This window comes from Herbaspirillum sp. DW155 (assembly GCF_037076565.1).
In the GTDB taxonomy this organism is placed as follows: Bacteria; Pseudomonadota; Gammaproteobacteria; order Burkholderiales; family Burkholderiaceae_D; genus Herbaspirillum.
In genome coordinates this window covers 1,611,560-1,635,612 of sequence record NZ_AP029028.1, presented here as the reverse complement: position 1 = coordinate 1,635,612, position 24,053 = coordinate 1,611,560, and the positions used below count along the sequence as shown (strand labels likewise).

The 24,053-nt window shown below is 61.9% G+C and carries 18 protein-coding genes, 2 tRNA genes and 1 pseudogene; 15 read left to right on the top strand and 6 right to left on the bottom strand.

Features of this window, described 5'->3' with window-relative positions:
- The first annotated feature begins 91 nt into the window (after positions 1–91).
- Both AACH55_RS07290 and AACH55_RS07285 read left to right on the top strand, forming a co-directional pair.
- Complete coding sequence (locus AACH55_RS07290; protein WP_338718779.1) at positions 92–535, top strand: MarR family transcriptional regulator; 444 nt, start codon at positions 92–94, stop codon at positions 533–535.
- A 106-nt stretch (positions 536–641) separates the two neighbouring features.
- The gene (locus tag AACH55_RS07285; RefSeq protein ID WP_338718778.1) at positions 642–887 is read left to right on the top strand and encodes a hypothetical protein; all 246 of its coding nucleotides are present in this window, start codon (positions 642–644) and stop codon (positions 885–887) included.
- A gap of 15 nt (positions 888–902) precedes the next feature.
- On the opposite strand, the gene AACH55_RS07280 is transcribed toward AACH55_RS07285, so the two are convergent.
- Positions 903–2,405, bottom strand: a complete 1,503-nt coding sequence (locus AACH55_RS07280) for a sensor domain-containing diguanylate cyclase (protein ID WP_338718777.1) — start codon at positions 2,403–2,405, stop codon at positions 903–905.
- A gap of 246 nt (positions 2,406–2,651) precedes the next feature.
- Between AACH55_RS07280 and AACH55_RS07275 the strand changes: the two genes are divergently transcribed.
- The gene (locus AACH55_RS07275; RefSeq protein WP_338718776.1) at positions 2,652–2,999 is read left to right on the top strand and encodes a hypothetical protein; all 348 of its coding nucleotides are present in this window, start codon (positions 2,652–2,654) and stop codon (positions 2,997–2,999) included.
- A gap of 181 nt (positions 3,000–3,180) precedes the next feature.
- On the opposite strand, the gene AACH55_RS07270 is transcribed toward AACH55_RS07275, so the two are convergent.
- On the bottom strand, positions 3,181–4,581 hold the full coding sequence (locus AACH55_RS07270) for a glycosyl hydrolase family 28 protein (protein ID WP_338718775.1): 1,401 nt from the start codon (positions 4,579–4,581) through the stop codon (positions 3,181–3,183).
- A gap of 933 nt (positions 4,582–5,514) precedes the next feature.
- On the opposite strand from AACH55_RS07270, the gene AACH55_RS07265 reads away from it, so the two are divergent.
- The 5 genes and pseudogenes from AACH55_RS07265 to AACH55_RS07245 all read left to right on the top strand — a co-directional run bounded on the left by AACH55_RS07265 (position 5,515) and on the right by AACH55_RS07245 (position 8,088).
- Positions 5,515–5,922, top strand: a complete 408-nt coding sequence (locus tag AACH55_RS07265) for a PAAR domain-containing protein (RefSeq protein ID WP_338718774.1) — start codon at positions 5,515–5,517, stop codon at positions 5,920–5,922.
- A pseudogene (locus AACH55_RS07260) lies at positions 5,922–6,428 on the top strand (DUF4123 domain-containing protein). The gene AACH55_RS07265 and the pseudogene AACH55_RS07260 overlap by 1 nt, the downstream one beginning before the upstream one ends.
- On the top strand, positions 6,412–6,771 hold the full coding sequence (locus AACH55_RS07255; RefSeq protein WP_338718773.1) for a hypothetical protein: 360 nt from the start codon (positions 6,412–6,414) through the stop codon (positions 6,769–6,771). Before AACH55_RS07260 ends, AACH55_RS07255 begins: the two are co-directional and overlap by 17 nt.
- A gap of 2 nt (positions 6,772–6,773) precedes the next feature.
- On the top strand, positions 6,774–7,361 hold the full coding sequence (locus tag AACH55_RS07250; protein ID WP_338718772.1) for a restriction endonuclease fold toxin 5 domain-containing protein: 588 nt from the start codon (positions 6,774–6,776) through the stop codon (positions 7,359–7,361).
- 4 nt (positions 7,362–7,365) lie between these two features.
- Positions 7,366–8,088 (top strand): immunity 52 family protein, encoded by a 723-nt coding sequence (locus AACH55_RS07245; RefSeq protein ID WP_338718771.1) that lies wholly within the window; start codon positions 7,366–7,368, stop codon positions 8,086–8,088.
- Positions 8,089–8,160: 72 nt separating this feature from the next.
- On the opposite strand, the gene AACH55_RS07240 is transcribed toward AACH55_RS07245, so the two are convergent.
- Together AACH55_RS07240 and acs are read right to left on the bottom strand one after the other, a co-directional pair.
- Positions 8,161–8,251, bottom strand: a tRNA-Ser gene (locus AACH55_RS07240).
- 157 nt (positions 8,252–8,408) lie between these two features.
- Positions 8,409–10,391, bottom strand: coding sequence for an acetate--CoA ligase (acs, locus tag AACH55_RS07235; RefSeq protein ID WP_338718769.1), 1,983 nt, complete (start codon positions 10,389–10,391; stop codon positions 8,409–8,411).
- Between the two features lie 431 nt (positions 10,392–10,822).
- Between acs and AACH55_RS07230 the strand changes: the two genes are divergently transcribed.
- The 4 genes from AACH55_RS07230 to AACH55_RS07215 all read left to right on the top strand — a co-directional run bounded on the left by AACH55_RS07230 (position 10,823) and on the right by AACH55_RS07215 (position 14,157).
- Positions 10,823–11,434 carry a YqhA family protein gene (locus tag AACH55_RS07230; protein WP_338718768.1) on the top strand — a complete coding sequence of 204 codons (612 nt, stop codon included), beginning with the start codon at positions 10,823–10,825 and terminating at the stop codon, positions 11,432–11,434.
- Between the two features lie 31 nt (positions 11,435–11,465).
- The gene (locus AACH55_RS07225) at positions 11,466–13,007 is read left to right on the top strand and encodes a fumarate hydratase (protein WP_338718767.1); all 1,542 of its coding nucleotides are present in this window, start codon (positions 11,466–11,468) and stop codon (positions 13,005–13,007) included.
- Positions 13,008–13,049: 42 nt separating this feature from the next.
- A complete protein-coding gene (gene murI, locus AACH55_RS07220; RefSeq protein ID WP_338718766.1) occupies positions 13,050–13,943 on the top strand; it encodes a glutamate racemase in 894 nt (297 codons plus the stop codon).
- Between the two features lie 138 nt (positions 13,944–14,081).
- Positions 14,082–14,157: transfer RNA gene (locus AACH55_RS07215), tRNA-His, on the top strand.
- A gap of 141 nt (positions 14,158–14,298) precedes the next feature.
- Here the strand turns inward: AACH55_RS07215 and AACH55_RS07210 are convergent.
- Together AACH55_RS07210 and AACH55_RS07205 are read right to left on the bottom strand one after the other, a co-directional pair.
- Positions 14,299–14,964, bottom strand: a complete 666-nt coding sequence (locus tag AACH55_RS07210; RefSeq protein ID WP_338718765.1) for a response regulator transcription factor — start codon at positions 14,962–14,964, stop codon at positions 14,299–14,301.
- A gap of 378 nt (positions 14,965–15,342) precedes the next feature.
- Positions 15,343–16,152 carry a ferredoxin--NADP reductase gene (locus tag AACH55_RS07205; protein ID WP_338718764.1) on the bottom strand — a complete coding sequence of 270 codons (810 nt, stop codon included), beginning with the start codon at positions 16,150–16,152 and terminating at the stop codon, positions 15,343–15,345.
- A 315-nt stretch (positions 16,153–16,467) separates the two neighbouring features.
- On the opposite strand from AACH55_RS07205, the gene AACH55_RS07200 reads away from it, so the two are divergent.
- The 3 genes from AACH55_RS07200 (at position 16,468) to AACH55_RS07190 (ending at position 24,052) form a co-directional block, all read left to right on the top strand.
- On the top strand, positions 16,468–18,243 hold the full coding sequence (locus AACH55_RS07200) for an autotransporter assembly complex family protein (protein WP_338718763.1): 1,776 nt from the start codon (positions 16,468–16,470) through the stop codon (positions 18,241–18,243).
- 56 nt (positions 18,244–18,299) lie between these two features.
- Positions 18,300–22,313 (top strand): translocation/assembly module TamB domain-containing protein, encoded by a 4,014-nt coding sequence (locus AACH55_RS07195; protein ID WP_338718762.1) that lies wholly within the window; start codon positions 18,300–18,302, stop codon positions 22,311–22,313.
- Positions 22,314–22,492: 179 nt separating this feature from the next.
- Positions 22,493–24,052, top strand: a complete 1,560-nt coding sequence (locus AACH55_RS07190) for a sensor domain-containing diguanylate cyclase (protein WP_338718761.1) — start codon at positions 22,493–22,495, stop codon at positions 24,050–24,052.
- The last annotated feature ends 1 nt before the right edge of the window (position 24,053 follow it).

Sequence of the window (24,053 nt, the reverse complement as noted above, 5' to 3'; positions counted from 1 at the left end):
CCGGCCAGCGCGGTCCTGCATGCATTGTTCTTGATGTGGATCAAGCGCATGGCTGCCATGCCGGATTGGTAACGTCTGTTACCATAGCGGGATGAAACTGCAAAACTTTTTCCCTTATCAGCTGGCACAACTGGCCGAGGCCGTGAGCCGCTCGGTGGCCAGCGTCTATGCCGACCGCTTCGGCCTGAGCCGCGACGAATGGCGTATCCTCGCCGCCCTGGCCGAAGAGGGTCAGATGCAGGCCAGCGATCTGGTCCCGCACACCTCGCTGGACAAGATGCAGGTCAGCCGTGCTCTGGCGCGTATGGAGCAGGCCGGGCTGGTGGTGCGCCAGCCCAGCCCGGAGGACGCCCGTGCGCGCCTCGTCAAACCCACTGCGCAAGGACGCAAGCTGTACCGCAAGATCGTGCCGATGGTACAAGAGCGTGAAGCCCACCTCTTGCAGACCCTGAGCCGCGCCGAGCGCGAGGTCTTGATGCGGGCGATGGAGACGATCAGGGAGCGCGCATCGCACCCCCCGGAAGACGCCGGCTGAGACTGGCGGGAAAATTGTCAGTGCCTCGCTGACGTGATTCTGCGGGCGCTTCCGATAACAGCGGAAGGCTGACGGCGCTACCGTATGGATTTCTGAGGAGACTTCCATGACCCTGCCCCCACACAACGATCAGCACGACACTGAGCTAGACGAAGACCAGGCGCGTCGCCCCAAGGAAGGCCCCACCCGGACCCATGTCGAGAAGGAACCTGCGGGCCACGAAGGCACGCTGGGCGGACAGCCCCCGCTCAATGCCCCGGCCGGTATCCAGCGCATCGGGCGCGGTGGCGTGCTGGTGGAGAAAAGTCCGAACGCTGCCGACGACGAGGCGCCCCCGGCAGGCGCCGCCTGAGGCCTGCCGGTGGAGCTAGGCAGACCAGGCTACTCTGGTCCCGCTGCCGCTGAATTCCCGGAACACCCATTGGGCGCGCCCCTGTTCCTTGGCCTGATAGAGCGCCCTGTCGGCGCTGTCGATGAGCTCGCGCGGAAGGCAGTCGAACCCTTTCCTCGATTCGATGGAGGTGATGCCGATACTGACGCTGACCAGTCCGTCTTCAGCGGCGGCGTGCGCAATGGCGAGCGCCCTGACCGCTGCGATTAAGCGCCCGGCAACGACGAGGGCACCGGCACGGCCGCATTCATGCAGCAATACCGCGAATTCTTCGCCGCCGTAGCGCGCCACCGTATCGGTTTCACGCTGAGCGGCCGCCGAGATGGCTGAGGCGATCGCCTTCAGGCAGATGTCGCCGGCCGCGTGGCCATACCGGTCGTTGTATTGCTTGAAGTAATCGACGTCGATCATGAGCAGCGAGAACGCCCCGCCCGACCGGGAGAAGCGCGCGGTTTCCGACGCCAGCAGTTCATCAAAATAACGGCGGTTGGCGACACCGGTCAGTCCGTCGCGCCGCGACTGGCTCTGCAGCACCTGGAACATCGTCTCCAGCTCGGACTTTGCCTGCACGGCCTCGGCCTGGGCGCGTTCCCGCAGCGACACCTGCGCGACCATCTTGTTACCCCCGTAAGCGATGGCCAGCAGGAGCAGGATGATGCCGGCAGCGCGCCAGAGGGCATGTCGCCTCCAGGTCTGCAGGATCTCATCCTTGGAGACGGCAACGGCGACGAAGAGCGGATACCTCGCAAGGTGTCTGAAGCTCTGGATGCGCAGCACACCGTCCTGCGTCGAACGTAATTCGACCTGGCCCGCCTCGGCAGATCTGACATAACGCTGGAACAGTTGCGAATGCTCCAGCGACATTCCCATCGAGTCGACCCGCAATGGCCGGCGATACAGCACGGTGGCGTCGTTGGAGACCAGCAAGATGGTGCCTCGCTGTCCGATATCGAACTGGCGATAGAAGCGCTCGAAAAAATCGATGTCCAGCGTGGCCACAACGACCCCGCCAAACGTGCCGTCGGGCTTGTCGATACGCCGGCTCATGGTCAGCACCCAATGCCCCGTGGACTTGCTGCGCAAGGGCTTGCCGATGAAAGGGGAGTCGAGGCGATGCGCCTGGTGATACTGAAAATAATCGCGGTCGCTGTTGTTGAAACGTGTTTCCAGCACAGGTTGGGACGAGGCGATCCATGCGCCTTTTTCATCATAGACAAACAGGCCCGCCAGTTGCTCCACCTCGCCGACATTGCGGACCAGGAAGTTATGCACGCGCTCCTTGTCCGTCGATGCGAGCGGCTTGCCCTGCATCTGCTCCAGCACCTCCCTGAGCACGATATCGACTTCATCCAGCGCCTGGTCCGCATGCTGCGACAGCGCCAGCGCCATGTTGGCCGTGGAGCGGAACGCATCCTCCATCTCGGCGGCATGGCCGCGCCAGCTGGTCCATGTTTCCAGCGCGATGATGATGACACACACGGCGGCCACGAATCGCCTGGCTGCCCGGGACGCCACCTTGATCGAACACACTCCCATTGCTCTCCCCTGCACGGTGACGTCTGATGGCCCCATTATCGTTAGGACAACCGGGCTTCACCATCAGAGATTGCCTGAGGTTGGCGGTCACAAAGTTATCCCGATCCGGCGCGCGAAGGCAGAGGGCTCAGGATTCTCCTGATGGTGTTGTGTTGGCGAAGCGGGATAAAGTCATCAAGGGGAGAAACGATGATCAATCATTTTGTAAAAAATATTGCTGACCGATACGTGGCTATCGTCACGGAGCTTGCCGGGAAGGCCGGAGCCAATCTCATCGTCGGGGACCTGATCCGCAGCGCGACCAGAAATTGCCTCGTGGCGATGCATGCGGCCGGTGCGGAATCCGGCGAGATCAGGCAGTGCCTGGGCGCCTTGATGGCCCGGCATATCAACGCTGCGCACGCGCAAGGCGGGCGCACGCTGGCGGCGTGGGTACATGCGAGGAATCACATGGAGTTCTTGCTGTTCATCGAGGAACAGGAAGAACTGGCGCAATGTGCTGATCTCGAGGCGGGTGCCGGAGCGATGTTGCACTGAACCGGTCAACGCAACCAGGGACAGAAGACGGAAGAAAACATCGGCGCTCGCTGGAGAGCAGTGCGCTGATTCTGCGCTGATTCTGCGTTGATTCTTCGCTACGCGCCACGATGACTTTGGCGTTTATCCGGGCATCACCATCCAGTAAGTTCAATGAACAATGCCGACCCGGCGCGGCCCATCAGCCGGACGGAAACGGCACCCAGCGCGCAGCGCATTGCATCTGTTCCACACCGGCCGGCGGCGCGGTCAGTCCGGCCGGCAGAGGGGATACGCCACCCGGCCCCGCGCCCAAATGCGCATAGTCCACCTGCCAGATGGCTCCTCCAGCGAAGGCCACGCCATCGAGCATCAGCGCCAGCGGGTGATCCGCATCATGGCCTCGCACCACCAGACTGCCGCCCTCTCCGCTGACATGGCGCAGCAGGATATCGCGATAGACCGGAATGGCATCCCCCTTGGCGTGGGCATCATAGCGGGTATCAAACTCCAGCGGATGGCGATTATTGCGCAGGCATACATTCTCATAACGGACCGCGCTGACCAGGCCACCGCGGCTCGCATCACTCTTGATCCGCAGACCGGAGACGGCCCCATCGATGCTGACATCGCGAACCAGAATGTCGCTCACGCCGCCCGCTATCTCACTGCCGATGGACAAGCCATGCCCCCAATACAGATGATCGTCCACGATGGATACGTAACGGGTGCCGCCATGACCGGCCTTGATCGCAATATGGTCATCGCCGGTACGGATGAAGCTGTGGGCGATGGTGACATCCTGCGAGTCGGCAGGATCGATGCCATCCGTATTGCGGGCGTCGGCGGGGGTATCGATCCGTATTCCCCAGAGGGTCGCGCCCTCGGTCTGGCTCAGGGAGAGGTGGAAGTTGGGCGCATTGGTGAGGGTGATGCGATAGAACGTGATGTCATGCGCATGCACCACCTGAATCAGGCGCGGCACGTTCTGTTTGCCGTGCTCCTGCTGCGCGCGCCGGGCCAGTTGCCACCAGGATTGCGTACTGCCCGCCATGATCTCGCCGCCCTGCCCGTCAATGCGGCCTGTGCCGACGATGCCTCCGCCGCGCGTGCCTTCGAAGAGAAGGAAGGGCCGGCATCCCGCACCCTTCTCGTCAATGGTGCCGCAGCGGCCATTGCGATCAAACAAGGCAGGATCAGCGGCGGCCACAAGCGTGACGCCCTCGTCGAGCCAGAGCGTGACGCCTGACTTCATCACCAGCGGGCCGCTGACAAAACGGCCGCCCGCAATGCCGGCCATCAGCCTGACTGCCTGGCCGGCACCGCAGGCATCGATGGCCTGCTGCAAGCGGCGGGTATCCTGAGCAGACGAACTGGCCGGCACGGGCAGCAGTGTGATACAGACGGCCGACTGCGGCGGCAGCGATGGCTCGCTTACCATGCGGCGATCCTGGGCATGGGCAGTGACGCACGCGGTCATCATGAGGACAAGCAGCAGCGCTGCGACTATCAGCTGCAAGGTCGGATTCAGTGCAGGGAAACGGGTGGGCATCGTGCTGATCATCAGGTCCAGGGAAGCGATGGGATGCGATGGTACGCTCATCGGCCGGTTCGACTATGGGACAACTACGGTATCAATCGGAATCGCCCGCTCCTCGTGGACGCTTCATTTCCCAAGAGGTGAGGATGGACTGTATCGGCGATCCCACACACAGGTTCGACATGCGCAAAAGGGGTTAAATATTATCCTTGGCTGGATGTTTCCGGCTACCATCACGATTGCCCAAAGGCAATAACCAACAGATCCTTCCTCTTCGAATGGGCGCCGGGATAGCGAAGCCGGAATACCGAAGAGTGATCAAGAACTTAAAGACACAGATGCTCCTCGATTTGATCCAAGGCGCCCAAAGCATACTAAAAACGGTGGCGTATTTTTATCTTCTCTACGCCACGATTTGCGGATCGGCATTTGCGATCTGGCTCTTTTTCCACTTGCGCAAAAAAACCGCGTCGTCAGCAGCGGATCCATCCGCGCGAGGTCGCGATGCCCGCTCCGCAAAGACAACAAGCTGATGATTACGACGTCAGAGGGATTGTTGAATTGCAGTTAAAAGTGGGTTTTGGAAGGGGAAGGTGGTTTGCGGCAGGCCACCGATCGGATTAATTTTTCCCCAAAAAAAGCCCCGTAGTGCGGGGCTTTTTTGACTACTGGCGGAAAGGGGGGATTCGAATTAACGCACTTTGGCTATGCCATGCGGGTTTCCTCGGAAAGCTGGAAAAAGCTGTCATTCGATTAATTTTTAATCAGTTAGTTATCACCAACTATGGTGGAAAATCATGTGAATAAGGGCCATGCCCGCTATCTAGATGCGCCCCCCTGCCGACTTTCACAACGGTGCCTATTTTTTAGGCTTAACGGAATCATTATCCCAATGCAATCTCAATTTCTCTAAATGCCGCTTGGATGGACTCGGTTCTGAGTCAAATCCAATCTATGTAGCGACTTGTGCGTCATGTCTAACCTGGCGAGGTAATCATGAGTCGTCCATTCATCACCATTGGAGACAAGACCAGCCATGGCGGCACGGTCATCAGCGGCGATCAGACCTTTCTGATCCATGGCAAGGCCGTGGCAGGCATCGGTGACTTGACCTTCTGCCCGCGCTGCAAAGGGACCTTCCCGATCACCACCGGTGCCGAAGACATGATCACTAACGGCAAGGCACCTGCTCGCGAGGGAGACCGCACCGCATGTGGTGCGGTCCTGATGGCCACACAGGCGGTCACTACACACTCCATGGAACAGGATGCAGATACGGCCGCCAACGCTTCCACTGCCGCCAGCACCCTGACCAATGCACTGCCCCCAGCAGATTCTGGCATCTGCCTCAGTTGCCTGATGAATGCAGCGAAGTCCGGCGCAACCATGATCGTGCGCGACTGATGCCTGCCGACATTCAACAGCGGCTTGCGCAACTGCGCAGCACCATGCCGCACCTCAAGCTATATGCCCTGGTGGATGGCTTTCACTACCAGGCTCATTACGAAAAGGCCCTTGAGGAAGATCTGTACATGCGCGGGCTCTTCCTCGGTACGGTCGATGCGCATCTCGCTCCATCAGGACCGTGGCTACTGGATGCCGAAAACGCTCCCGCCGATCTGCACGGCGATGTGACGCGACTGGAAGCAAGGTCTCCCGCAGTGTCATGGCTCATCAGTCCAATGGGCCTGGATGAAATGGCGGCCACGCTGTAGGCCCGCGTGCAGGTCGTGCTGCCAGACGGTCGACAGGCCCTGCTGCGTTTATGGGATCCGCGAGCGCTGGCCAATGCCGCGCGGGATTTTGATGAGGCGCAGCGTAGCTATCTGTTCGAAGGGATTACCGAATGGCTGTTTTTCATGGATGGCCGTCGTGTGCGCATTGGAAGGCATCATGCTCAGAATCACTGAAGAACAATTCCAGAAGATACAGGCCCGCGACACTGACAATTTCGTTGCTGCGGTTGCCGATGAGTTCCTGGCAGATCGGGCTGATCTCCAGGCGCAGCCAGACCGCGCCGAGATCATCGGACGAATGCGCGCCGCCTATGACAATGGGCTGAACCTTGGATTCACGCAGACGCCTTCGCTCATCTACATGATGTACATGTCCGCCGATCTGCCCGGAATATTCCAACGGCCGGAGACGCAACAATACCTGAGCAAGCCCGATGCCACGCCTGAGCAGCGGCTGACTGATATGAAAGATGTGCTGCGCTACTTTGCTCGCACTTCAGAACAAGAAGAGGAATAAGCATGGGTTTTCTCGCTATCCCGTTCGTGCCGGTCATCTCTGCTGAAGTAGCAGCGTGGCTGGGAATAGCTGGCACTGCTGTCGTAGCGGGCGGCGCCGCTGCGGTCTATACAAATTCCAATAAAGCTGAAGAAGCTCAAAGCAAGCCGCTTGCTCAAGTTGACGTGACAAAGCAGAGCGAAAAATGTAAGGAATGTCCGCCTAACGGCGGTGCAGTAGTGTCGCGGCGATGGAATATGTCCGATATCTCTCGCGAGTACCAAGCGCGAGTGACGGGCTTTGCGCCCTATACTGAGTGGGCATTTTCTGGTGTGGACTTCGATGGATTCCGCTCTTCTGAATGTCTCTTGCAGGAAGCGAAGGCCCGATATGCACATTTTTTTGATCAAGAGACGGACACGCCAAAGTTCTTTTTCTCTTTCACCGGATATCAAGAACTGATGAATCAAGCGGAAAAACAAAGTCGTGTTACAACGGCTTCTCCGCCCGCAAGACTCAATTGGTACTTCATGGAGAAATTCGTTGCCGATCACATGAAGCGAATATTTCTGGACGAAGGACTGCTAATAACCGTGGTTTTTATGCCGTAATCCGATGAACATTAAATTCCCCTATCGATCTGGGCTCGAAACGCTGCCCAGCATTTCTGAGCAACTTAATCAGCTTTGGCGAGTGGCCATTCTCTTGGACCAAATAGGTATGCCGCTTGAGGATTGGTGCCCACCGGCGGACACCCCTGACAACGCCCGGCGTAACATCGCCTTTGATAAAAATGGACCATCACCAGCAGCTATCGCTATTTTTCAAGAAGAGGAAAAATCTGACCGATCTGAACAGTTTCGAAGATTAGGTGTATGGAACGGAAAAGAAGATACAGGCGGCGCCGTCTTGCTACACAAAGTGGCAATTGCCTCTAATCACTCGAGGTCCTCTTTCGAACTCAATTCCAAGGCTGTGCAAGCACTAGAGAAAAAGGGAAATATTGTTCAGATTATCAATACACTTCTAGAAATCTTCCCTGCGCCATTTATTCAGGTAAGCCCTCCTCCCTATGCAACCCGACATGCCGTCTTTGAAGATCACCCTGGCGTCGGCTGGATGCTCTATTTGCCTGAGATTTTGACTCCCGCACAGGTACCAGAGGCTCCAGAGCTGATTGCGGTTCGGGACAAAGACAAGAAGCAGAAAGGAACAATCGTCGTCAGCGTCTCGGACGAAACGTTCTCTGTAAAAAACAAGGAGCACATCAAGGCAGCAAATGCCATTGAGATTCGCCTTGCAGATCAAGATCTGCTTCCTCGCTTTTCGAATCTATAGCTGATGAATAGCACAACCGCTTTTGAATAGCACAAGAAAAAGGCCCGCATCGCTGCAGGCCTTTATTCATACTGGCGGAGAGGGGGGGATTCGAACCCCCGATAGGCTATGAACCTATACACGCTTTCCAGGCGTGCGACTTAAACCACTCATCCACCTCTCCTGGATTCGGGTTCGCATTCAGCGAAGCCATGCATTATAGCAAGCTTCTCACCGAAGCCAAGTCTTTTCTGCATATTTTTCAAAAAGACCATAAAAAACCGGCAGGGCCGGCGTCCATCCTGCAACGCCCTGCCCTGCCGGCTCGCCTGCAAACTGGCTTACTGCGCTTCCTTCAGCTGGTCCAGGATGGCCGGGTTTTCCAGCGTGGACACGTCCTGCGTGATCGCCTCGCCCTTGGCCAGCACGCGCAGCAGGCGGCGCATGATCTTGCCGGAGCGCGTCTTGGGCAGGTTGTCGCCGAAGCGGATTTCCTTGGGCTTGGCAATCGGACCGATTTCCTTGGCCACCCAGTCGCGCAACTCCTTGGCGATCTGCTTGGCTTCCTCGCCGGTCGGGCGCGGACGTTTCAACACCACAAAGGCGCAGATCGATTCACCGGTCGTTTCATCGGGCTTACCGACCACGGCGGCCTCGGCCACGATGCTGTTGGCGACCAGCGCCGATTCGATTTCCATGGTGCCCATGCGGTGGCCGGAGACGTTGAGCACATCATCGATACGGCCGGTGATGGTGAAGTAGCCGGTTTCCTTGTTGCGCACCGCGCCGTCGCCGGCCAGGTAGATATGGCCGCCCAGCTCCTCGGGGAAGTAACTCTTCTTGAAGCGTTCCGGATCGTTCCAGATGGTGCGGATCATCGACGGCCACGGACGCTTGACCACCAGGATGCCGCCATTGCCGTTGGGGATGTCGTTGCCGGTCTCGTCGACGATGGCCGCCGTGATGCCCGGCAGCGGCAGCGTGCAGGAGCCAGGCACCTGCGGCGTGGCGCCCGGCAGCGGCGAAATCATGTGGCCGCCGGTCTCGGTCTGCCAGAAGGTGTCGACGATGGGGCAGTTCTCGCGGCCGACGTTCTTGTAGTACCACATCCAGGCTTCCGGGTTGATGGGCTCACCCACCGAACCGAGGATGCGCAGCGATGACAGGTCATATTGCTTGGGATGGACCTTCTCATCCGCATCGGCCGCCTTGATCAGCGAACGGATCGCGGTGGGTGCGGTGTAGAAGATGGTGGCCTTGTGGCGCGCCACCATGTCCCAGAAGCGGCCGGCGTTGGGATAGGTCGGGATGCCTTCGAAGACGATCTGGGTCGCGCCCACGGCCAGCGGGCCATAGGCGATATAAGTGTGGCCGGTGATCCAGCCGATGTCGGCGGTGCACCAGTAGACATCATCGGGCTTGATGTCGAAGGTCCACTTCATGGTCAGCACGGCCCACAGCAGGTAGCCCGCCGAGGCGTGCTGCACGCCCTTGGGCTTGCCGGTGGAGCCGGAGGTGTAGAGGATGAACAGCGGATGCTCGGCATCGACCCATTCCGGCTCGCAGGTGTCGGGCTGGTTGGCCACCACGTCGGAGAGCCACAGGTCGCGGCCTTCGACCCAGTTGATCTCGGCACCGGCGCGCTTGTAGACGACCACGTGCTTGAGCGTGTCGCAGCCGCCCATGGCGAGCGCTTCGTCGACGATGGATTTCAGGGGCAGCTGCTTGCCGCCGCGCACCTGGTAATCCGAGGTCAGCACGGCCACTGCACCGGCGTCGATGACGCGTTCGTGCAGGGATTTGGCGGAGAAGCCGCCGAACACCACCGAGTGGGTCGCGCCGATACGCGCACACGCCTGCATCGCGGCCACGCCTTCGACCGACATCGGCATGTAGATGACCACACGGTCGCCCTTCCTGATGCCCAGGGACTTGAGGCCATTGGCGAACTGGCAGACCTTGCGGTGCAGCTCGCGGTAGGTCACGGGGGTGACCTTGCCATCGTCGGATTCAAAGATGATGGCGGTCTTGTCGGCATTGCCGTTTTCCAGATTGACGTCCAGGCAGTTGTACGAGACGTTCACCTGACCATCGGCGAACCACTTGTAGAACGGCGCATTGGATTCATCCAGTGTCTGGGTGAAGGGCTTGTGCCACTTCAGGTTGTCCTTGGCCAGCCTGGCCCAGGTGCCTTCGTAGTCCTTGGCGAATTCGGCGTTCAGGGCATGGTAGGCGTCCATGCCTGAAATGGCGGCGTGTTTGACCAGCTCGGCCGGGGGTGCGAATACGCGGTTCTCTTGCTTGAAAGTTTCGATGTCTGCCACGGTAGTCTCCACTAGGTTTGTTTTTGCTTTCCGCAAAACATAGGCCGTTTCACTTACTCAGTCCTTACACAAGCAGCGCCCCTCCGGCGCGGCAGGCCGCTTGCATCAGGGCTGACCAGCAATGGCGGCCACGTGCGCAAGCAGGGGCGGCAGATGCCACCCGGGCTACATGGACGCAGAACTTCATATCGCTGCGATGTTCTCTGATGTTCAAGACAACATCTTGGCATTCTGGCACAGGATGATGTTTCCCGCAGGCATGGCTGCAGCCGGGTGCACAGCGGATCGGCCATTGGATGAAGGGCCGTCCCCGGAATTGGCCCAAGGGCGTGTAGAATACGGCCCCAAATCCGACGCCATGCTGCGACAGCGGCATCGGTACCATCATCGGATATCGCCATAATCCGCCAGAATCAAGCGTAGCCAGACACATGAAAAACTCGTCGCCCCAGCCTCCCCGCAAGATCGGCATCCTGCCCAACCTGATTTTCATGAGCCGCTGGCTGCAGCTGCCGCTCTATCTGGGCCTGATCCTGGCCCAGTGCGTCTACGTCTATCACTTCTGGGTCGAGCTGGTGGACCTGATCGGCGCGGCCATGGGCAGCGCCAGTTCGCTGGATCATATCCTCGATGCGGTCGCCATCCCCGGTGCCATCCGCCCGGAAAAGCTCAATGAACAAACCATCATGCTGGTGGTACTGGCGCTGATCGACGTGGTGATGATTTCCAACCTGCTGATCATGGTGATCGTGGGGGGATATGAAACTTTCGTCTCCCGCATGAACCTGGAAGGCCATCCGGACCAGCCGGAGTGGCTCTCGCATGTGAACGCTTCTGTCCTGAAGGTCAAGCTGGCCACGGCCATCATCGGGATCTCGTCGATCCATCTGCTCAAAACCTTCATCAATGCCAATCTGTATGACGCCAAGACGCTCATCGCCCAGACCGGCATCCATATCGCCTTCCTTTTGTCGGCCATGGCCATCGCCTATTGCGACCGGCTGATGGTGCATCCTTCCGAACCCTCCGACAAGCCGCACTGACTTTGCCTCATCCAAACCGAGAGAACCAGCCATGACCATCATCAAGCAAGACGATCTCATCGAATCCGTCGCCGCCGCGCTGCAGTACATCAGCTACTACCATCCGGCCGATTACATTCAACACCTGGCGCGCGCCTACGAGACCGAGCAGAGCCCGGCCGCCAAGGATGCGATCGCCCAGATCCTGACCAACTCGCGCATGTGCGCCGAGGGCAAGCGCCCGATCTGCCAGGACACCGGCATCGTCAACGTGTTCCTGAAGATCGGCATGGGCGTGCGCTTCGAAGGCTTCTCGGGCTCGATCGCCGATGCCGTCAACGAAGGCGTGCGCCGCGGCTACTCGCACCCGGACAACGTGCTGCGCGCCTCCATCGTGGCCGACCCGCAGTTCGAGCGCAAAAACACCAAGGACAACACCCCGGCCGTGATCCACATGGAACTGGTGCCCGGCAATACGGTGGACGTGCAGATCGCGGCCAAGGGCGGCGGCTCCGAGAACAAGACCAAGTTCGTCATGCTCAACCCTTCCGACAACCTGGTGGACTGGGTGTTGAAGACCGTGCCCACCATGGGTGCCGGCTGGTGCCCGCCGGGCATGCTGGGCATCGGTATCGGCGGCACTGCCGAGAAGGCCATGCTGATGGCCAAGGAAGTGCTGATGGAAGACATCGACATGTACGAGCTCTTGAAGCGCGGCCCGCAGAACAAGACCGAAGAGCTGCGTATCGAGCTCTATGAGAAGGTCAACGCACTGGGCATCGGCGCACAGGGCCTGGGCGGCCTGACCACCGTGCTGGATGTGAAGATCATGATGCATCCGACCCATGCGGCTTCCAAGCCGGTGGCAATGATCCCCAACTGTGCCGCGACCCGCCACGGCCACTTCGTGCTGGATGGCTCGGGCCCCGCGTACATGGAACCGCCGTCGCTGTCGGACTGGCCGCAAGTGCAGTGGGTGGCCGACACCGAGAAGTCCAAGCGCGTTGATCTGGATACCCTGACCAAGGAAGAAGTCGCCTCCTGGAAGCCGGGCCAGACCCTGCTGTTGAACGGCAAGATGCTGACCGGCCGCGATGCCGCCCACAAGCGCATCCAGGACATGCTGGCCAAGGGCGAGAAGCTGCCGGTGGACTTCACCAACCGCGTGATCTACTACGTCGGCCCGGTCGATCCGGTGCGTGACGAAGTGGTGGGCCCGGCCGGCCCGACCACCGCCACCCGCATGGACAAGTTCACCGACATGATGCTGGAGCAGACCGGCCTGATCTCCATGATCGGCAAGTCCGAGCGCGGTCCCGCCGCCATCGAAGCCATCAAGAAGCACAAGTCGGCCTACCTGATGGCCGTGGGTGGCTCGGCCTACCTGGTTTCCAAGGCGATCAAGTCGGCCAAGGTGCTGGGCTTTGCCGACCTGGGCATGGAAGCGATCTATGAATTCGAGGTCAAGGACATGCCGGTGACCGTGGCGGTCGACGCCAACGGCATCTCGGTGCACAACACGGGGCCTGCCGAATGGAAGGAAAAGATCGCCCAGAGCGTGTCGCTGTCCAAGATCCCCGTCACCACGGCCTGATTGACCTCGGGCAAACCTTGCAGCAGGAGCGCGCGCAGCACCATGAATGAAGCCGTCAAGCAGGTCAGTGCGCCTTCTGCCGCAGGGTCCGCCAGCAGTACCCCGATGCCGGCCGCAGCCAACGCTGCGGTCGGCATTTTCGATTCCGGCATCGGCGGCCTGTCGGTGCTGCGGCACATCCACGCCGCCCTGCCCCGCGAACAGCTGCTCTACTTTGCCGACTCCGGCTATGCGCCCTATGGCGACAAGACCTGTGCGCAGATCGTGGAGCGCTCGCTGATCATTGCGTCCTTCCTGCTTGAACAAGGCGTGAAAGCCCTGGTGGTGGCCTGCAATACCGCCACGGCAGCCGCCATCCAGGCCATCCGCACACGCTGGCCGCAACTGGTGGTGGTGGGCATCGAACCCGGCCTCAAGCCGGCTGCCCAGCAAACCCGCAGCGGCATCGTGGGCGTGCTGGCCACGCGCAGCACGCTGACCAGCCAGCGCTTTGCCGCGCTGCAGGCGCAGATGGAGGCGCAATACCAGGTCCGCTACCTGCCGCAAGCCTGCGTCGGCCTGGTGAACCTGATCGAGAAAGGCGAACTGCACTCCCCGGCCACGGCACAACTGCTGGAACGCTACCTGGCGCCGCTGCTCGAACAAGGCGCCGACACGCTGGTGCTGGGCTGCACGCACTACCCCTTCGTGCGCCCGGCCATCGAAAGCGTCTGCCGGCACCTGGCGGGTGCCGTACCGGACGTCATCGATACCGGCCAGGCCGTGACCCGGCAATTGCAGCGCCTGCTGGAGACCCAGGGCCTGTTCGGCCAGGCCGCCACCGGCTCGCTGGCCGGCTTCACCACGGCCAGCCGCTCGACGCTGGAACAGGCTTTCAACGGCCTGCTCAGGCTCGACCCGCCGGTGCAGGCCTTGCAGCCGCAAGCCGGCCGATGATGCCGTTGCAGGAATGACTGGAAAGAAATTTCAGGGCAATTGCCAATTTGCATTGAAATTATGTTGCCATTGCCCTCAAGTGTTTGTATAATCTTTCGCTTACTTGATGACGGACGCAAGTCTGTCTGACAGTCGACGGTGGCTGTAGCTCAGTTGGTAGAGTCCAGGATTGTGATTCCTGTCGTCGTGGGTTCGAGTCCCATCAGCCACCCCAAAGATTCAAGCAAAAAGCCCGGTCCTGGTGACCGGGCTTTTTGTTTTGGCTTCCCGTTAATCTACGGTCCAAATCCTCCTGAATGGGCCCCGGCAATACAGGTGCCCCGGCACCGTGCTCGCGGCGCCGGGGACAGGCCGTTCAGTTGATCATCCCCGTCGAATACGCATACTTGATCAGCTCCGCATCCGTACTCAAGCCCAGCTTGCGCATGGCATTGTTCTTGTGGGTACTGATGGTGCTGGGCGTACGGGAGAGCCGCTCGCAGATTTCACCCAGCGTCTGCCCCTCCACGAACAGGCGCACCACCTCCAGCTCGCTCTGGGTCAGCTCGCGCACCAGACCGAACCCTTCACCTTGCGCCCAGCTCATCTCCAGCTCACCCCGCAACGACACCGGGAAGTACAGCTGCTTGCTGCTCTGCGTGGCCAGGCAGGCGTTGATCAGTTCGTCGGTCTTTTCACGCTTGTTGATGACGGCGAAGACGCCCATGCGATACAGGCGGCGGATCACGGCGCCATTGTTCATGGCGGTATAGACGATCACCTTGGTGGAGGGATGCTCGGTCTTGAGCCGCTTGACCAGCGCGAAACCATCAGACTCGTCGCTGTCATCGGCCGGCATGGCGAAGTCGGTGATGACGATCTCGCAGGGCGCGCGCTTGAGCGCGCTGATCAAAGCCTCGCCGTTCTCCACCTCCAGGTCGATGCGGATCTCCGGCAGGCGCGCCAGCTCACCCCTGAGCGCCCCCAGCACGATGGGATGATCATCGGCAATGGCAACGTGCAGGACTTTCTTCAAATTCATGCTACCCCCAAATGGTTCAATTGACTGATAGGTGGCGACTCCGCAACGTCATTACCCGGCTCCTGCTCCCTATGGTTTGCCTCGGCTTTCGGCCCTCGATTTGTCTGCATCGATGTCGGCTCCCCGTCTCGGGCGATGCCGCAACGGCATCGCGAAAACTTCCATCCCTAGGAGATAGAGAAAATCTGGAGAAAATAGAAAGAAAACTGCGTTTTATCACCAAAATTTCGAATTAATTCGAGGTGTCAATAGAAAATATTCGATCCACAGCTTTTAGTGCAGATACTAGAAAATTGTTTGTTCTATAGTTCGATATTCTGTGAAGTTCCCTCGAATTTCTCGCTGCCATCCTCATCTGCGCTACCGACGCCACCCTCCTCACCAATAATCCTCGGTCACGAACTGCCCGCCGCCGGTGCGCCGCAAGGGGGTCATGCCGCGTTCGCGCAGCAGCTCGCGCACCTCGGTCACCATGTCCGGATTGCCGCAGGCCATGACGCGGCTGTGTTCCGGGCTCAGGCTCAGACCGGCGGCCTGCTCCAGCCGCCCCTCCCTGAGCAGGGTCGTGATGCGTCCGGCCAGCCAGCCCGGCTCGGCCGGCAGATTGCCGTCCCGCGTCACGCAGCGCAGCAGATGCAGTCGCGCCGGCCAGCCCTGCTCACCGGCCTGCTGCTGCAGCCGGGCGAAGGTCTCGGCATAGGCCAGCTCCTCACGCTGGCGCACGCCGTGCACCACGATCAGGTCGGCGAAGCGTTGCCATACCTCGGGCTGCTGCAGGATCGAGACATAAGGCCCCAGCCCGGTACCGGTGGCCAGCATCCACAACTGCTGGCCATCGCTGAAACGGTCGGCCGTCATGAAGCCATAACTGAGCTTTTCCACCCAGACGGAATCGCCCGGCTGGAGCCGGTTCAGGGCTGATGTGAACTTTCCTTCAGGGACGATGATGGCGTAGTACTCCAGGTAGTCATCGCCTTCTGCGGAAGTGATCGAATAGGCGCGCGAGACGACCTCGCCGTCGATCTCCAGTCCCAGGCGGGCGAACTGGCCGGCGGTGAAGCGATAGCCCGCCGGGCGCGTGGTGCGAAAGCTCAACAGCTTGTCGGTCCAGCGATGCACCCACAGCAGGCGCTCGCAGGTGGCTTTTTCAGAATAGGTCTCCGTACTCACACTGCTGGTACTGCTCACATGAATCTCCTTCGATAGTCTGCCGCCCGGCAGGCGGTGCCGGGGCATTACAATAGCGGGATGAACAGGATGGAGCGCCCCCGGGGCTCTCCATCAGGCCATGACGCAAGTGGCGGGCGCCCGACCAACGTCGCAGGACGACACCCGGGGCGACCCGGAAATGAACCGCCCGCCGCCTGCCCCGGCCAGGAACTATCCGCGCCGCGTGCGGGTCAGGCCTGGGTGGCGTGCGCCGCCAGCCCTCATCCTACCTGACTTGCCGCGCGGCGCGTCAGGCCGGCCGCCTCAACCGACAACCGATGATGCAGTGAATCAATGACTTGGACCCGCAGCCTGGCCATCGCCTTCCTCTGGTGCGCCGCCGACACCGCCCATGCGGCCTACAAAGTACAGATCGACGCCCCCAGGCCAGTGCAGTCGTTGCTCAAGGATTTCCTGGATATCTCGCGCTATCAGGACCGTGACGACATCAGCGATGAACAGCTCAAGTTCATGATGGATACCGTCGGCGACCAGGTGCGCGAACTGACCTCCACGGAGGGTTATTTCACGCCCGTCACCAAGGTCAGCGCGCAGGATGGTGCGGCTGCCGACGGCAAGGAGGCGCTGCGCCACATCACCATCAGCGTGGACCCCGGCCCGCGCACCGAGATCAGTTCGGCCGACATCAGCGTGACCGGCGCGGCTGCGCGTGAAGACCAGCCGACCATAGCGGGCCTGCGTGCAGACTGGTCGCTGCCGGTCGGCCAGCCCTTCCGCCAGGAAGACTGGGACCGCGCAAAGAACGCCGGCCTGGAGAAGCTGCAACAAAGGAAATACGCCGCCGCCCGCATCGCCCGTTCCGAGGCGCGCGTCGATCCCGAGGAACACCAGGCCGACCTGGCCGTGCGCTATGACAGCGGCCCGGCCTTCACGCTGGGACCGCTGCAGATCACCGGAACCCGGCGCTATCCGGAAAGCATCATCCGCAACGTCAGTCCGCTGGTCGTGGGCGAACCGTATGACGTCAATCGTCTGCTGGCGCTGCAGCGGCAGATCCAGAACACGCCCTATTTCTCCAATGCCATCGTGGCCATCGATGATGATCCCGAGCACCCGGATCAAACTCCGGTGAAGGTGCAGGTCACCGAATTCCCGGCCCAGCGCATCCGTGCCGGCGTCGGCTACAGCACCGACACGGGCGCCCAGATCGAGGGCCGCTATTCGCATTACAACGTGTTCAACAAGGCCTACGTCTTCGACAGCCAGTTGCGGCTGGAACAGAAACGCCAGTATGGCGTGCTGTCGCTGGCCATGCCGCCGGATGACAAAGCCTTCGTCAACAGCCTCAATACCTCCTACGACCGTACCAAGCTCGAAGGCGTCGATCTGCGCAGCCAGCAGGTCGGTTTCAAGCGCGCACGCAACAGCGAGAACTACGACACCACCTATTCGCTGACCTACTATCGCGATGAACTGAGCCAGGAAAACGGCGCCACCCTGCCCGCCAATACCATCGTCACGCCCGGCAAGCACCGTGCGCTGGTACCGGGTTTTGCCTGGTCGCGCCGCAATGTGGATGATCCGATCTTCCCGCGCCGGGGCAATCTGCTGACACTGGAAGCCGGATTCGCCCTCAAGGGATTGCTGACCGACCAGACCTTCTCGCGCCTGTACGGCCGCTTCAAGCAGTTCGTACCGGTCGGCAAGCGCGACGTCGTGGTGCTGCGGGCCGAGCTGGGCGGGGTCTTCACGGCCGGCAGCGCCGGTGCGGTGCCGCCCTCGCTGCTGTTTCGCACCGGTGGCAATGATTCGGTGCGCGGCTACAGCTACCAGAGCATCGGCAACGAGCAGAATGGCACCGTCTACCCGACCAAGTACCTGGCCGTGGGCAGTTCCGAATATCAGCGCTGGTTCAGCGAACACTGGGGCGCAGCGGTGTTCTACGACGTCGGCGCCGCCGCCGACAACTGGAGCAACAAGACCTTCTATCATGGCGTGGGCAGCGGGGCGCGCTGGCGCAGTCCGGTGGGCACGCTCAACCTGGACCTGGCCTATGGCATCCAGAAGCGCCAGATCCGGCCGCACATTTCGCTGGGCATCGCCTTCTAGGGCAGCATGCAAGCCCGCCAGCCTCTCGTTGACCTGAATTCGAATCACCACCCAGCATGAGCGACCCGCACACCGATCCGCAGCAGCCCCCTTCGGCCCCGTCACCGCGCCGCCACCTCCGGCGTATTGCCGCCTGGAGCGGCGCGACCATGGCCGTGCTGGTGCTGGCCACTGCCGGCACCGCCCTCTACGCCACCCATACCGAAAGCGGTGCCCGCCTGCTCTGGAATGGCGCCGTCAAGGCCCTCGACGGCAAGCTCTCCGGCCAGCTGCTGGGCGGTACCGTGGCCGACGGCCTGCGCCTGCGCGACCTGCACTACCAGGATGAAAAACGCATCCTCGACATCGACAGCATCGATGCCCGCTGGCACCTGGCGCTGCTGCGCCGCCAGTTCAGCGTCGACCATCTGCGCGTAGGCAAGGTGCGGCTGAACCAGCAGCCTTCGCCGTCCGAACCGAGCAAGCTGCCGGCCTCGCTGGAGATCCCGCTGGCACTGCAGATCAAGGAAATCAGCGTGGCCAGCCTGAGCCTGACCGAAGGCACCTCCACCACCGAACTCGCGCGACTCAAATTGCACGGCAACTCCGACGGCGTGCAGCACACCCTGGTGCTGGACAGCCTTGCCACGCCCTATGGCGACGCCACCGCCCTGCTTCATCTGAACGGCAAAGCGCCCTTCGCCATCGGCGGCGGGGTGGAACTGGCAGGCAGCTATCAGCAAGGCCAGAACAAGGAGCAATACCAGCTGGCCGCGCAATTGTCCGGCTCGCTGCGGGAACTGGGCATCGCCCTCACCGCCGCTGGGGACAAGCTCAAGGGCAACGCGGACATCCTTGCCACACCTTTTGCCGGCGTGCCGCTCAAGCGCGCCAGGATCGACCTGCAGCACATCAATCCGCAAGCTTTCAACGCCGCCGCCCCGGCCGCCGACCTGACCCTGCGCGCCGACCTGGCGCCGCCTGCCGGCCTGGCCGCGGATGCAGCGCTGCAGGTGGCGGGCCGCATCGAACTCGACAACGCCCGCCCCGGCAGTCTGGACCAGCAACTGCTGCCGCTGCTCTCGGCCAGTGCCGACCTGAAGCTGGACCTGCAACAGCAAACCCTCTCGCGGCTGGCGATCCGCCTGCCGCACGAGGGGCGCATCGAGGGCAGCGGCCAGTTCCGCCCCGGCAGCAGCGAGCCCGGCAAGGAAGAACCGCTGGCCGGCCAGTTCAAGCTGCGCGTCAGCGATCTGGACCTGAACCAGCTACATCGCCAGGTGCGTCCGACGCGGCTTTCCGGCCCGGTGGAGCTGACCCTGGCACCCGATGCCCAGAATGTCCTGCTGACCCTGCAGGACAGCACCCTGAAACTGCGCGTGGACAGCCTCATCGGTGCAGACCGCGTACAACTGCGCGAAGCCTCGCTCACCGCAGGCAAATCGCGCCTGGAGACGTCCGGCACGCTGCAGACCGCCGGGGCCATGGATTATGCCTTCAAGGGCCGGCTGGTCGATTTCGACCCGACCGCCGTTCTGCGGGCGGTGAACCCGGCGCCTGCGGGCAAAGGCCGCAAGGGTAATGTGAACAAAACCACCTCCACGCCGGTGGCCGCACGCATCAACATGGATTTCGATGCGGCCGGTGCACTGTCTCCCGAACTCAGGCTCAAGCTCGGTTTCCGCATCCACGACAGCAGCTATGGCGAGCTGCCCATGAGCGGCCAGGGCGACATCCAGCTGGCCGGCCTGCACCTGTTGCCCAGCAGCGCCCACGTGCAGATCGCCGGCAATACGCTGGATCTCGACGGCAGCTTCGGCAGCGCGCGCGACAAGCTCAAACTCAAGGTCGATGCCCCGCAACTGACCAGACTGGGCTATGGACTGGCGGGCCTGCTGCGCGTGGAGGGCATCCTCAGCGGCACGCGCGAACGGCCCAACCTGCTGGCCAGCTTCCAGGCTGAGCAACTGGCCTTCGGCCCGTACAAGCTGCATCACCTGTCGGGCCAGAGCGAATTGCACAGCAACCTGGCCGCCGGCGTGGCCTCGCCCGACAATCGCCTGGCCCTGACGCTGGACGGCGACGGCTACAGCGGTCCGCAAGCCGAGCTGGCACGTCTGGCAATCAAGCTGGATGGCACCTACGCCAGCCACACCCTGGCCCTGCAAGCCAAGGGCAAGCTGGCCGATCAGGTGCTGGACCTGAACCTGGCCGCGCACGGCAAGGTCACCGAAAAGACCCGTGGCCATTACGGCTGGGCCGGCAGCCTCGACCAGTTCAGCAACCAGGGCTTGCCGCGCATTGCCATGACCAGCCCGCTCATGCTCGATGCCTCGGCCGATGGCATCGACGCCGGCAGTACCCGCATCGAGATCGACCGCACTGCCCTCGATCTCAGGCACCTGTCCTACCGCCAGGGCCGGCTGGCCTCGGCGGGTCAGGTGCGCGCGCTGGAGGTGGGCCGGGTGCTGGAACTGATGCAGCAGTTCACCGGCGCACCGCCACCGGTCAAGACCGACCTGGTGCTGGACAGCGACTGGGACTTCACGCTCGGCGAGAGCGCCAGCGGCTACCTGCAGGTGGCACGCAAGTCGGGCGACGTGCGCGTCACCACCAGCGTGGGCGAAGCCACGCTGGGGCTGTCCGAACTGCAGCTGCGCAGCCAGTTCCGGGGGGAACGCATGGACCTCACCGGGCGCGTCAATGCCGCGCGCATCGGCACCCTGGACCTGGGCGGCGAGATCGGCCTGCGCCGGGTAGATGCCTTGCTGGCGCTGGATGCGGAGTCGCCCCTGAACCTGAAGGCCAGCCTGGAGGTACCCGCGCTCAAGCGCGTGGGTGACCTGATCGGTCCGCAGCTCAGCCTCAGCGGCAAGCTGGCCGCCACCCTCAACGCCGGCGGCACCCTTGGCCAGCCACGGCTGTCGGGCGCCATCAATGGCGACAACCTGGCCGTGACCGAATTCGACCAGGGCATCCAGCTCAAAGACGGCATCGTGCGCATCGTCATGGACAGCAACGTGATCGATCTGCGCCAGATCGAATTCCACGGCGGCAGCGGCACCTTGCGCGCGGGGGGCAAGATCCAGCTGAGCGCGGACAACCCCGACCTCAACGCCACCCTGACGGCCGACCATCTGGAGCTGTTCGCCTCGCCGGACCGCCAGTTGATGCTCTCGGGCGTGGGCAGGATCAGCAACCTCAATGAACAGTTGCACGTGGATGGCAAATTCACCGTGGATCGCGCCCTGTTCGACCTGCCCAAGAGCAGCGCGCCCAAGCTGAGTGAGGATGTGGTCATCGTCAGCCGCAGCGGCAGGAACCGGGTCGGTGCGGCGGCGTCCTCGCAGGAGAAGCTGGAAGCGGCCACCGAAAAGCCGGCCAGCAGGTTCGCCCCGGTCATCAACCTGGTGGTCGACCTGGGCAACGACTTCCGCTTCCACGGCAGCGGCGCGGATGTGCGTTTGCAGGGCGATATGAACGTTCGCAGCGAACCGCTCCTGCCGCTGCGCGCCACGGGCACCATCAACGTGGCCGAGGGCAGTTATGAAGCTTTTGGCACAAAACTCAATATCGAGCGCGGCATCATCAACTTCCAGGGGCCCATCGCCAACCCCAACATCAACATCCTGGCCATGCGCCGCAATCAGGACGTCGAAGCCGGCGTCTCGGTCACCGGCAACGCCAACCAGCCCCGTGTGCAGCTGGTCTCCGAACCCAACGTACCGGACGACGAAAAGCTGTCCTGGATGATGTTCGGCCACGGTACCGACAGTTCCAGCATCGGCCAGCGCACCGCCAGCAGCCAGGCCCTGGCGCTGGTGGGCAACATGGGCGGCAAGCGCATTGCCAAGGATTTCGGGCTGGACCAGTTCAGCATCGGCTCCAGTGAATCGGGACTGACCGATGACCAGGTGGTCAACCTGGGCAAGGCCATCACCGAGAAGATCACGCTGGGCTACGAGCAAAGCCTGCAAGGCGCGGCCAGCATCGCCAAGGCCACCTGGCAGATCTCGCGGCGCTGGTCGGTGGTGGCGCGGGCGGGCACCATCAATGGCCTCAACATCCTGTTCAGCCGTCGTTACGACTGAGAGAAGCTGCCCCAGCAGATGCCCCATGCACCAGCAAGCCTTGCCCGCCGGCAAGGCTCGCCACTGACACGGAGGAATCTGTTAATCTTCATACAAGTTCAGGACATCCCTGATAGACGCGCCCAGCAAGTTCCACAACAATGGCGCCGGGGAAAGCCGTTTCGGGGGAAAGCTGCCACATGCCAGTACACACAAGCCAGCGCGCATCGCGCACAGCCAAGCTGTTCGTGGTGGTGGTCTGCCTCATCATCGTGGTGCTGGAGGCATGGTCGGCCTGGCGTGCCTACGAGGTGGCCGCCGACGAAGCGATCCGCAATGCCTCCAACATGGCGCTCGCATTGACGCAACATGCCGACCAGACCTTCAAGGAAGTCGACGTAGTGCTGCGGGGAATCCAGGAGCACATGGAATATGACGGCCCCGGTACCGCCGGGCGCCAGCGCACCCATGAGTTCATGGCGGGCTCGGTGTCGGCCGTTGCGCAGCTGGCCAGCCTGACGGTATATGACGAAACGGGCCTGGCCATCGGCACTTCGCAGGCCAACCTGGAGCACCGCTACATCCAGGATGATTATTTCCTGCACCACCAGCGCGTGCGGACCGACCGGGCCTACATCGGCAAGCCCATGCGCAGCCGCATCAACAGCCAGTGGGTGGTGACCATGAGCCGGCGCGTGAACCATGCCGACGGCAGCTTTGCCGGGGTGGTGGTGGCCGAAGTCGACCTGAGCCACTTCCAGCGCTACTACGAACAATTTGCCATCGGCCGCGATGGCGCCATCCTGTTCGGCCTCAACGAAGGTACCGTCATCTACCGCCAGCCGCTGCTGAGCTATTCGATCGGGCTGGATATCTCCAAGTCGGTGCTGCTGACGAAATACCTCAGCAAGGGCGAGCAAGGCAGCTTCGAGATGCGCTCGCCGCGCGACGACATCGTGCGCCTGACCAGCTTCCAGCATTGCAAGCTGTACCCCTTGTTCGTGGCGGTGGCGCTGGCCAAGGACGATGTGCTGGAAGACTGGACGCGACGCGTCTGGATCCGGGGCATCGCGGTGCTGGTCTTGCTCATCATCATCGTCTATGGCGGCAATCGCCTGGTGGCCCAGGTGGCCGGGCGCGAAAATGCCGAGCTAGAAGCCATCACTGCCCGCACCGAACTGGAACGACTCTATCGCACGCTGGAAGCCCAGTCGCAAAAGGATGGCCTGACCGACGTCTTCAACCGCCGCTACTTCGACGCCGCCCTCACGGCCGAGCTGGCGCGCCTGAACCGCTCGGGCGAGTCGCTCTCGCTGATCATGGTCGACGTGGACCACTTCAAGCGCTACAACGATACCTATGGCCACGCTGCCGGCGACGTCTGCCTGAGGCAGGTCGCCACGGCCTTGAACAGTGTGGCGCGCCGCCAGGGCGACATCGTGGCGCGCTACGGTGGCGAGGAATTCGCCCTGATCCTGCCCAACTGCAACGCCGCCAGTGCGGTCGCCATTTCGAACCGGCTGGTCCAGGCCGTGCGGGCACTGAAGATCCCGCATGAAGGCAGCTCGGTGGGCCATGTCACCATCAGCGTGGGGGCCGCCAGCCTGGCCAGCGGCAAGGGCGGACAGGTCGATGCCCGCGAACTGATCGACACCGCCGACGCCGCCCTTTACCGTGCCAAGGCACAAGGCCGCGACCAGGCCATCCAGCATGATTACCCGCGCCTGGCCGTGATCGGCGATTACCCCGGCCTGAGGTAGA